This is a genomic window from Natronoarchaeum sp. GCM10025321 (genome assembly GCF_042663585.1).
Taxonomy (GTDB): domain Archaea; phylum Halobacteriota; class Halobacteria; order Halobacteriales; family Natronoarchaeaceae; genus Natranaeroarchaeum.
Map to the genome: position 1 here is coordinate 751,526 of NZ_JBHTAN010000006.1, position 11,934 is coordinate 763,459.

General features: G+C 58.9%; 6 protein-coding genes. 5 read left to right on the plus strand and 1 reads right to left on the minus strand.

What is annotated here, in order from left to right; all coding sequences use genetic code 11:
* Positions 1–168 precede the first annotated feature (168 nt).
* The 4 genes from ACFQL3_RS06675 to ACFQL3_RS06690 are packed head-to-tail and all read left to right on the plus strand — an operon-like array spanning position 169 to position 9,024.
* Positions 169–2,241: a PrkA family serine protein kinase gene (locus ACFQL3_RS06675; protein WP_377052560.1), complete on the plus strand. Its 2,073-nt coding sequence runs from the start codon at positions 169–171 to the stop codon at positions 2,239–2,241.
* Positions 2,241–4,523 carry a PrkA family serine protein kinase gene (locus tag ACFQL3_RS06680; protein ID WP_377052562.1) on the plus strand — a complete coding sequence of 761 codons (2,283 nt, stop codon included), beginning with the start codon at positions 2,241–2,243 and terminating at the stop codon, positions 4,521–4,523. Before ACFQL3_RS06675 ends, ACFQL3_RS06680 begins: the two co-directional genes overlap by 1 nt.
* Entirely contained in the window at positions 4,523–5,830 is a 1,308-nt protein-coding gene (locus tag ACFQL3_RS06685) for a YeaH/YhbH family protein (protein WP_377052564.1), read from the plus strand. The genes ACFQL3_RS06680 and ACFQL3_RS06685 overlap by 1 nt, the downstream gene beginning before the upstream one ends.
* Positions 5,827–9,024 carry a SpoVR family protein gene (locus ACFQL3_RS06690; RefSeq protein ID WP_377052566.1) on the plus strand — a complete coding sequence of 1,066 codons (3,198 nt, stop codon included), beginning with the start codon at positions 5,827–5,829 and terminating at the stop codon, positions 9,022–9,024. The genes ACFQL3_RS06685 and ACFQL3_RS06690 overlap by 4 nt, the downstream gene beginning before the upstream one ends.
* 960 nt (positions 9,025–9,984) lie before the next feature.
* Here the strand turns inward: ACFQL3_RS06690 and ACFQL3_RS06695 are convergent.
* Entirely contained in the window at positions 9,985–10,329 is a 345-nt protein-coding gene (locus ACFQL3_RS06695; protein ID WP_377052568.1) for a hypothetical protein, read from the minus strand.
* A 237-nt stretch (positions 10,330–10,566) separates the two neighbouring features.
* Here ACFQL3_RS06695 and ACFQL3_RS06700 point away from each other — a divergent pair, with 237 nt between their 5' ends.
* Entirely contained in the window at positions 10,567–11,934 is a 1,368-nt protein-coding gene (locus ACFQL3_RS06700) for an ABC transporter substrate-binding protein (protein WP_377052570.1), read from the plus strand.

Genomic DNA, 11,934 nt, shown 5'->3' on the forward strand with positions numbered 1-11,934 from the left:
TCGACGCGTCTAGCACTGTTGAGTCGTTCATTGCCGAGTCACTCGTTGCGCGGAACGGTCTGGGGAGTGACAGCACATGACATATACGATCCGAACCGACGGCGAACCGCCCGACGTGGCATCAGCCGCGACGATGGAACAGTCGACCGATCGGTGTTTATCGAAAGCATGAACGGAGATACAGAAACGCTCGACGAGCTCAGTCAGGAGTACAGAGAGTCGATACCGTCAGACCTGCGTGAGACCAGATCCTTTGACTGGTATCTGGACGAGGTCTACGAGGATCCGAAGATAGCGCGGAACGCACACCAGCGGGTGGCTGACATGTTCGACCACTACGGTACCGAGTACGACGAGGAGGCAGGCGTCGTCGAGTACCACCTCGCGTCGGAGGATCCGCTTCACGACGGCGAAAACCGCTTTTTCGGCCGCGTAATACACGACTCGATGCACGAGTTCGTCAACAAGGTCAAAAGCGGTGCCCGACGGCTCGGCCCAGAACGCCGTATCAAACTGCTGCTCGGGCCAGTCGGGTCAGGTAAGTCCGCCTTCGACCAGCAGGTCCGGCGGTACTTCGAGGACTACACGATGCAGGAGGAGGGTCGGATGTACACCTTCCGGTGGACCGACCTCTGTTCGGTGATCGACGATCAGGACCCCGCCGACGACACGGTCCGATCGCCGATGAACCAGGACCCGCTCGTCCTGCTGCCGCTCGAACAGCGCCAGCAGGTCATCGACGGGATCAACGACCGACTAGAGGCCCCCTACACGATCCGCAACGAGCAGTCGCTGGACCCGGAAAGCGAGTTCTACATGGACCGACTGCTGGGGCATTACAACGACGACCTGCAGAAGGTGCTCGAAAAACACGTCGAGATCATCCGGCTCACTGCCGACGAGAACAAGCGCCAGGCCCTGGAGACGTTCGAGCCGAAAGACAAAAAGAACCAGGACGAGACCGAACTCACCGGCGACGTCAACTACTCGAAAATCGCAGTCTACGGCGAGTCCGACCCGCGCGCGTTCGATTACTCCGGCGCGTTCTGTAACGCGAACCGCGGCGTCTTCTCGGGCGAGGAGCTACTGAAACTCCAGCGGGAGTTCCTCTACGACTTCCTGCATGCAACCCAGGAACAGACGATCAAACCGAAGAACAACCCCCGGATCGATATCGACCAGGTGATCGTCGGCCGGACGAACATGCCGGAGTACAAGGACAAGAAAGGCGACGAGAAGATGGAAGCGTTCAACGACCGCACCAAGCGGATCGACTTCCCCTACGTCCTGTCCTATGACCAGGAAGCCGAGATCTACCGAAAACTGCTCGGCAACGCCGACGTGCCCGACATCCACGTCGAACCGCATACCCTGGAGATGGCCGGGCTGTTCAGCGTCCTCACGCGGATCGAGGAGCCGGATACGGACACGGTCGACCTGCTTCAGAAAGCCAAAGCATATAACGGCGAGGAGGACGAGGCCGACGAAGTCGACGTGAAGAAACTGCGTGAGGAAGCCTCGACCACGGCGGAGATCGGTGAAGGAATGGACGGTATCTCGCCCCGGTTCATCGGCGATGAGATAGCCGAAGCGATCATGGACAGCAAACATCGCGGCCGTGGCTTTCTCTCGCCGCTGATCGTCTTCAACTTCTTCGAGGAGAACCTCGAACATCACGGCTCGATCCCCGAGGACAACTTCGAGACGTACTACCGCTACCTCGAACGCGTCCGCGAGGAGTACCGCGAGCGAGCCATCGAGGACGTCCGCCACGCCCTGGCGTACGACGTCGACGAGATCCGTCGACAGGGCGAGAAGTATATGGACCACGTCATGGCCTACATCGACGACGACACCGTCGAAGACGAGATCACGGGCCGCGAACAGGAACCGGACGAGACCTTCCTGCGCTCGGTCGAGGAGAAACTCGACATCCCCGAGGACCGGAAAGACGACTTCCGACAGGAGGTCAGCAACTGGGTTTCCCGGCGTGCACGCGAGGGTGAGGCGTTCAATCCGCAGGACAACGAGCGGCTTCGCCGCGCGCTCGAACGCAAACTCTGGGAGGATAAGAAACACAACATCAACTTCTCGGCGCTGGTCAGCGCGAACGAGTTCGACGACGACGAGCGCTCGGCGTGGATCGACGCGCTCGTCAAGCAGGGCTACAGCGAGGACGGTGCGCGCGAGGTGCTCGAGTTCGCCGGTGCCGAGGTCGCAAAGTCCGAACTAGAACAGTAATGTCTCGAGGAGAAGAGTACGTCAGCGAGGCCGATGCCGCCCTCGAAGGGGCTTACGAGGAGCCACACAGTCTGGCCGAGTACGTCGACGAGGTCTTCGAGCGCCCCCGGATCGCCTCACACGCGAGCAAGTATCTCGTCGAGGCGATCGAGTCCCAGGGAACCCGGACGGTCATCGAAGAGGGCGAAGAGAAAGAACGGTATCGCTTCTTCGACGACCCGCACAACGACGGCGAGCACGCCGTACTCGGCAACACTGAGGTGCTCAACGCCTTCGTCGACGACCTGCGGACGATAGCCGCCGAACGGGGGAAAGGCGAGAAGATCATTTGGTTCGACGGGCCAACGGCGACCGGCAAGTCCGAACTCAAACGCTGCCTGATCAACGGGCTACGGGAGTACTCGAAGACCGAGAAAGGACGCCGGTACACAGTCGAATGGAACGTCGAGGGGGCCGCCGATACACGGGGACTGAGCTACGGCAGCGAGCAGCGCTCGGACGAGGACGACTGGTACGAGAGCCCCGTGCAGGCGCACCCCCTCTCGGTGTTTCCCGACGAGGTCCGGTCGGAGATATTGGCCTCGATCAACGACACGTCCGACGATCACGTCGACCTTCACGTCGACGCCCGACTCGATCCGTTCTCGCGGGAGGCGTACGACTACCTCGAAGAGCAGTACCGCCGGAACGGCGATGCCGAACAACTGTTCTCTGCGATCACCGACCCCGAGCACCTGCGAGTGAAAAACTACGTCGTCGACGTCGGACAGGGGATCGGCGTCCTGCACTCGGAGGACGAGGGCCATCCCAAACAGCGTCTCGTCGGTTCCTGGATGCAGGGAATGTTACAGGAACTCGACTCCCGCGGTCGAAAGAACCCGCAGGCGTTCAGCTACGATGGCGTGCTCTCGCAGGGCAACGGCCTCCTGACTATCGTCGAGGATGCGGCCCAGCACGCGGACCTGCTCCAGAAGTTGCTCAACGTCCCCGACGAGCGAACGGTAAAACTCGATAAGGGGATCGGGATGGACATCGATACGCAGATGCTGATCATCTCGAACCCGGATCTGGAAGATCAGCTGAATCAGCACTCCGATCGCAACGGGACGGACCCGCTGAAAGCGCTCAAGCGACGCCTCGACAAACACGAGTTCACCTACCTCACGAACATCTCGCTGGAGACCGAACTGATCAGGCGGGAGTTGACCGGTGAAACGACCGTCTGGGAGACCGAGGAGTACGACGAGCTAGAGGCAAAGATCCGCGAACCGATCAGTATGAAGGTGCGGGGATCGGATAGCGAGATCTGGGAGCGCGAACTCGCACCGCACACTATCGAGGCGGCGGCGATGTACGCCGTCGTGACGCGTCTGGAAGACGGCGACCTCCCCGCGGGAATCGACCTCGTCGACAAGGCCGTCCTGTACGACAAGGGCTACCTGCAGGACGGCGACGAGCGACGCGACGAATCCGAGTTCGAGTTCGACGACGAGACGAATGGCGAGCAGGGGATTCCCGTCACCTTCACGCGTGACGTGCTGGCAGAGCTCCTCCAGACCGAAACGGATCGGCACCACGCCGACCTCCCTGTCGAACGGGTGGTCATGCCCCGCGACGTTCTGAACGCGATGGCGGAGGGCCTCGAGGACGCGCCGATGTTCTCGGCGGGTGAGCGCGCCGAATTCGAGAACCGGGTCGTGCCGGTGAAGAACTTCCTGTTCGGCCAGCAAGAAAGCGACGTCCTCGAAGCGATGCTTCACGACAACCGCGTCGACGAGGAGACGGTCGGCGAGTACGTCGAGCACGTCTACGCGTGGGCGACCGACGAGCGGATCACCAACGACCGCGGCGAGCGGATCGAACCGGACCCGCTGAAGATGAAACTGTTCGAGGCAGAGCATATGGGTCGGTTCGCCGAAAGCGATTACGACGGCAACGAGCCCTCTACCGCGGTCGCGGAGTTCAGGCGGAGCAAGATCATCACGTCACTGAACCGCCACGCGTGGGAGCACCGTGACGAGGACTTCTCCGTGTCGAACGTGGATCTGACCGAGATCCCGATCATCCGAAGTCTTCTGGAGAGCTACGACTGGGACGATGTCGCGCGGATCTACGAGGACTTCGAACCGAACCAGTGGGACGATCCCCCGGCAAATACGGAGACAGAAAGCGTGAAAGCACAGACGATAGAGAACATGATCGACCTGTTCGACTACACGGCGGCGTCGGCCGAGTTGACGAGCCGTCACGTCGTCGGACAGATCGCCTACAAGTGGGAATAATGGGACTGCAAGACGACCTCGAACGATTCAGGGCGGTGGGCGAACAGCGCCGCGAAGACCTCGAAGAGTTCATCCAGTACGGTGATCTCAGTGGGAGCGAGAAGGACGAGGTAAAGATCCCGATCAAGATAGTCGACCTGCCCTCGTTCGAGTACGACCAGCGCGATCAGGGCGGCGTCGGTCAGGGTGAGGGCGACGTCGGCGATCCGGTAGGGCCGCCACAGCCACAGCCAGGGGACGGCGACGAGGAGGGCGACCCCGGCGAGGAGGGCGGCGAACACGAGTACTACGAGATGGATCCCGAAGAGTTCGCCGAGGAACTCGACGAACGACTGGGGCTGGACCTGGAGCCGAAAGGCAAGAAAGTCGTCGAGGAGAAGGAAGGACCCTTCACCGATCTCACCCGGAGCGGCCCGGACTCCACCCTCGACTTCGAGCGGATGTTCAAAGAGGGGCTCAAACGCAAACTGGCGATGGACTTCGACGAGGAGTTCCTCCGTGAGACACTCAAAATCGACGGCTGGGGGCCCCAGCGCGTCTTCGAGTGGGCCCGCGGCGAGAACATCCCGGTCTCGAAGCCGTGGATCGAGGAGGCGTACAGCGATATCGCCGCCGAGGAACTCGACACGTGGGAGAGCTTCGAACAGCTAGACGCGAACGTCGACCGGGAGCCGATCCAGCGAAAGATCCGACGCGAAGGCCTCCAGCACGTCCCGTTGCGCCGCGAGGACGAGCGGTACCGACACCCGGAGATCATCGAAGAGAAAGAGAAGAACGTCGTCGTGGTCAACATCCGGGACGTCTCGGGATCGATGCGACAGAACAAGCGCGAACTGGTCGAGCGGACGTTTACGCCGCTGGACTGGTATCTCCAGGGCAAGTACGACAACGCGGAGTTCGTCTACATCGCCCACGACGCCGAGGCGTGGGAGGTCGACCGCGACGAGTTCTTCGGGATCCGTTCGGGTGGCGGGACGAAGATTTCCAGCGCGTACGAACTCGCAGAGCAACTGCTCGAAGAGTACCCCTGGCACGAGTGGAACCGCTACGTCTTCGCCGCAGGTGACAGCGAGAACTCCAGCAACGACACCGAATCGGGCGTGATCCCGCTGATGGAGGAGATTCCGGCGAACCTCCACGCCTACGTCGAGACCCAACCCAGCGGGAACGCGGTTAATGCGACCCACGCCAAGGAACTGGAGAGCCACTTCGGCGAGGACGACGACGTTGCGGTCGCGTACGTCTCGAACCAGAACGACGTCGTCGACGCCATCGAGGAGATCCTCAGTACGGAGAGTGAAGAATGAACTTCGATCGATACAACGCACAGCGCGAGGCAACGAAACTACAGGAGCCAGTCGACGAGGCCCGGAAGCTAGCCGAACGGCTCGGATTAGAGCCGTATCCGGTCAACTACTGGATCGTCGACTACGACGAAATGAACGAACTGATCTCCTACGGCGGGTTTCAACAGCGATACCCGCACTGGCGCTGGGGGATGCAGTACGACCGCCAGCAAAAGCAGGGCCAGTACATGGGCGGGAAGGCCTTCGAAATCGTCAACAACGACAACCCATCACACGCCTTCCTGCAGGAGTCGAACGAGCTAGCCGACCAGAAAGCGGTCATCACGCACGTGGAGGCGCACGCCGACTTCTTCGCGAACAACGAGTGGTTCGGCCTGTTCACCGACGGGCGCAGCGACGATACCGTCGAGGCGGCCGCCATGCTGGAGCGACACGCACGACAGATCCGCGAGTACATGGAGGACCCCGAGATCGATCGGGCCGACGTGGAGCGCTGGATCGATCACGTGCTCACGCTCGAAGATACGATCGACCAGCACCAGGCGTTCTCGGCGTCACGCCCCGGAGAACCCGACGCCGAAACGGAGCAACTGGAAGAGGATCTCGCGGAGAAACTCGGCGAACTGAACATGAGCGACGAGGTCCGCGAGGAGGTGTTCTCCGACGAGTGGCTCGAAGGCCAGTCGTCCGAGGAAGACGCCGCAGAGCCAGAGACGCCCGAGAAGGACGTCATCGCCTTCCTGGGCGAGCACGGCAAACAGTTCGACCAGGATACCGGGAAGGCCCGCGAGTACGAACCCTGGCAGCGCGACGTGCTGGAGATGCTGCGGACCGAGTCGTACTACTTCGCCGGCCAGAAGATGACGAAAGTGATGAACGAGGGATGGGCCTGTGTCGCTCCTGATACTCCTGTGTTCACCGTAGATGGGGTGCTTCCGATGCGGGAGGTCGTCGAGAGACACGTTCCGGTTTCGGACGGGACCGACGATCAGACAGTGTATGACTCGAACGTCATACACGATCACGAGACAGTAACGATCGAAAGCAGGCGAGGATTCGAACTGACCGGCTCGAATAATCATCGTGTACAGCGGCCTGATGGATCCTGGGTACGGTTGGACGAGCTAGAAACCGGCGACTCAATCGAAGTGTCAGGAGGGAACGGACTCTGGCCGGAGGAGTACGTACCGGTCGAATGGACGAACCCCCAACAAAAGACGCTTGACGATGTCGCAACTCAGGCAGGCGTATCTGTCTGGACGGTATTGCGATACAGAGAAACCGGCTCCGCACGGAAAGCGGATGCGATAGAAACCGCTCTGACGGACTACAAAGGACAGAACCTGAGCGTCTCGACACGGAACGGTATTCACATCCCGGATACTGTATCCGAAACTTTCGGGCGGTTCCTTGGTCTGCTGACCGGTGATGGGCACGTCTCGGCGAAATCCCGACAGGTCGGTCTCACCAGTGGCTCACGGGATCGTGCAGAGGAATTTGCGGGGCTAGCGGACGAGCTTTTCGGGACCAACGCATCTGTTGAAGAGTCGGGGGATCGATGGCGTGTGTATCTCTATTCACAGAACCTGGTAGAGCTTTTGACTGAGGGGATCGGGTTACCATCCGGTAAATCGGCAAGTGATAAATCGGTTCCAGAGTCGATCCTTCGATCACCGAAATCAGTTGTCGCCGCGTTCCTTCGTGGCCTCTTTGATGCTGATGGCTATGCGGGAGAACAGGGTGCCATCCTCAGTACGAAAAGTGAACAGCTGAGCAAGGAAGTGCAGCTTCTGTTGACCAATTTCGGAATACTGACCCGGCGGCGCCAGCAGTCGGATGGTTGCTATCACGTCCATATAACCGGGAAATCTGCAAGTATTTTCGGTGAAGAGATCGGGTTCGGATACCAGGAGAAACAGGCCCTGCTTGATCAATACGTCGATGAACTGGCCTGGTTTGAGGAAGAAAGCTGGACTGACGAAGTTATCGATACGTCAGTGAGTACCGGTACAGTGTACGATATCTCGGTTGACAACACACACAGATACGCCGGTGCTGGATTCGTCAATCATAACTCCTACTGGGAATCCGGGATGATGGCCGACGAGAACTTCGCCAGTACTGACGAGTTTCTTACCTACGCAGACCACATGGCGCGGGTGCTCGGTTCGCCCGGACTCAATCCCTACAAACTCGGCCTCGAACTCTGGCAGTACGCCGAGAACACGGCCAACCGACGCGAGGTGCTGGACAAACTCCTCCGCGTAGAGGGAATCTCGTGGCGGAACCTGCTTGATTCGGTCGATTTCGATAGCGTGCTGGAGACTCTCGAACCCCCGTCGGCACTGAAACTGATCACCAGTGACCGACTCGACAAGGTGGCCGCGCTCCCGGACGAGTTCGTCGACGGGGAGCACCTGAAGCGCGCCCGCGAAGGTGAGATCGACGTCGACCAGTACCCCTGGAAAGTACTCACCTACGAGGGGCTTGCTCGACGACACTTCTCGCTCACCAAGCCACAGCACCGGCGCTTCCTGCCGAGTGTGAGCCAGTCCGAACTCGAACGGATCGGCCGATACCTGTTCGACGACGCCATCTACGGGAGCGTCGACGAGGCCCTCGAAGACGTGGAGTACACCACTGGCTGGGATCGGATGCGCGAGATCCGGGAGAGCCACAACGACGTGACCTTTCTCGACGAGTTCCTCACACAGGAGTTCATCGAGGAGAACGAGTACTTCACCTACGAACACTCCCATGCCACCGGCCAGCCACGGGTTGCCAGCAGGGACGCCACGGACGTCAAACAGAAGCTACTGCTACGGTTTACCAACTTCGGCAAACCGACCATCCTCGTCAAGGACGGCAACTACAACAACCGCAACGAACTCCTGCTGGCCCACCGGTACAACGGTGTGATGCTCGATATCGAGCAGGCAAAGAGCACGCTCGAACGCGTCTTCGAGCTATGGGGTCGCCCCGTCAACCTCGTGACAATCGTCAAGACCGTCGATGATCACGACCTCGAAGTCGCCCGCCGCCGCAACGAGGAACCCGAACCCACCGAGCAAGGCCGACTGATCCGGTACGACGGCGACGGGTTCGACGAGCGCGAACTCCCCTGGGAGGACGTCGAAGATATCGCCGCAAGCGACGTCGACTACGACACGAAACCCGACGACTGGCTAGCGTAAGCCCTGTAGAACCGTCGTCCGACGAAACGCGGTCCCGCATCGGGACCGGGAACCGGCCTCTGGGGACGACAGATGATCGGATTGATTCTGTAAGACCGCAACGTCGGATGCGGCCGAGCGATCAACGCTGTGTTTCTGTCCAATACGATGGGGGTGATGCTGCGCGCGAGCGTGTCCCCCGTCGAATGATCAGCGGAGGATAGTTTCGTTGGCCGCCAGTCGCCACGAAATTCCTCATCTACAGATATAATATAAAATTGATATTAATGAGAATTAAAAGCTAACGTATATTATAAGATATCATATTGCAATAAGTGGATCGGTAGCCCTGGTTCAATATTCCCGGTGAAAACTAACTGATTTTGAACGGTTGATAAGTCTTAAAACACGATTTGAATCCGCAAAATATGGACGTGGCGGAGGCAGTTTTATCTCCGGATAGAAACGGAGTTAGCATTCAGAAGTAGAGTATAATTGGTTTTATAGGCTCTAGCGGCGGAGACAGCGTAAATTTGGATGACGTCGACGATACTAACGAGAGTATAATAAATAGAAGAAGTAACGGAAATATTGAAAGTTAAAAATAGTTGTTTTTCACGTGAGTACTATAGTAATGACATTAATATCGTTAAATTAGTTCGCTGCGGCTCAGAGACCGATCGACGCCACAACCTCGCTCCATGCTTTGGTAGCCGGAGCATCTGAACACGTCTGAGGACGGGCTATTACAGAGGTACAGTCGTAAATCTATTCTCCGATCAGCGTTGAGTTCGTACCCCGGAAGTAGGGAGAGCTATATAGTAGTACTAGTTTTCCACATTTACCCCCCGATCCGCAATACTAGTAATACTTCCGGCAGTTTTCGTGTCCACCTGTCTCGACAGAGCGGTACGATACGATTATCGGCACTAGAGAGGCTGAGTGGCGGTCCAGTTCGAATCGTCTAACGGAATCGGGCGATTACTCGTATTCGTCCTGGATGTACTCGAGCATCGCAAGTGTATCATCGCTATCCGACTGGTTCAGGCTGTTCAGACCTACTGCTGCCAGTAGGGGGTAGAAGTCCTGTAACTTCTGTAGATCGTAGTTGCTGGTACGCTTGCAGTCGTAACTCACCTCTCGGTAGGTTAGTTCCAGCGCGTCGTGTAGCTCTTCAGGCAGATAGATCGTTACGCTCTTCCACTCTTGCTTGACGTTTCCTAGATCCGTGAGGTCGTAGTCGTCGGTCGGTGCTTCGTCGCCGAGTGATTCCCCCATATCGGGGATTCCCGACTGCATATCCTCGCTATCCGAATCCTCAGTCATCGCTACCCCCCGTCCGACGAGCGTTCATCGGGCCCGACCACCGTTCGCACAGTATTACTTTCATGGACTATACTGATAGTCTCATTTCGTATTACTGTTTCGGTTCCCCGCCTGGCGCGCTCACGCGGGCACCCGTACCTCGTCACCGACTTTCGACGACTGAATAAATAAGAAAATTGTGCTCCAAAGCAAAATTTTAAGTGGTGTGGTCCGAAGTACCCGAGTGGAATCTCGAATATGAGCGAAAAAAACACTAGCAATTCGAACCACTCACGACGTAAGATTATCCAAGCAGCGAGCGCGCTTGGTGTCGCCGGTACGACTGGCCTCGCCGGCTGTCTCGGCGGCGGCGACGAGAACGGCGACGAGAACGGCACCGAGAACGGCGACGAGAACGGCACCGAGAACGGCGACGAGAACGGCAACGAGGCCAGTCAGCAAGAGATGGAACTCGTCCACTGGTGGACGGCCGGTGGCGAGGAGGAAGCACTGAACGCCCTGCTGACTGGGTTTAAGGAGGAGTATGGCTACGACGATAGCAATATCAACGAGAACCCCGCACCGGGTGGTGCTGGATCCGCAGTCGACGCTGCAATCCAGTCGCGGATCATCGATCAGGACCCGCCGTCCTCGTTCCAGATCTGGCCTGGCGAGTCGCTCCGTCCGTACACCGATGCAGACGTGCTGGCGGACATCGGCGACATCTGGTCCGACGACATGCAGGACGCGTACGTCCAGGGGGTTCAGGACACTGCACAGCCCGACGGCAATTACGTCAGCGTCCCAATCAATATTCACCGGCTGAACAACCTCTTTTATAACACTGATGTCCTCGACGACGCGGGCGTCGACCCGGCGAATATCAACGACCCCGAAGGGCTACTCGATGCGCTACAGACTATCGACGATGCTGGCTACACGGCCTTCGCTCACCAGACGGGCTCAGTCTGGTCGACGCTCCAGCTATGGGAAACGGTGTTCATCGGTCACACCGGCGTCGATGACTTCATGTCGTTCCTCGACCGGGATGTCGACAGTCTCGAAGAGGAGATTCGTGCTTCGCTACAACTCGTTGCTGACTACAGAGAGTACTTCAGCCCCGATGCCAGTTCGATCGCATGGGACGAGGCGAACGGCCAGGTGATTGACGGGGAGGCTGCCTTCATCCATCAGGGCGACTGGGCGGCCGGCCAGTACGGTGCCACCGACCTCACATACGGCGAGCAGTGGGACCACATCGCGTTCCCGGGGACAGAGGGAACGTACTCGCTGGTCATGGACTCCTTCGTGATGCCCGAGCCGAACCCGTCGCCGGAACTCACCAAGGACTTCCTGACCTACTGTGGATCGATCGACGCACAGCAGCGGTTCAACAGTATCAAGGGCTCGATCCCGCCCCGAACTGACGTCCCGTCCGACGAGTTCGGTCCGTTCCTCCAGAGCCAGATGGAGGACTTCGAGAGCTCGGACCAGCAGCCGCCGACGATCGCACATGGATCGGGTATCGATCCGCAAGGCAAGAGCGTTCTCGAGGAAATCTTCTCCGGGTTCATCGAGAACTGGGACGCAGATGCGACGACGGCTCGCATCCTCGACGAGCTGTAA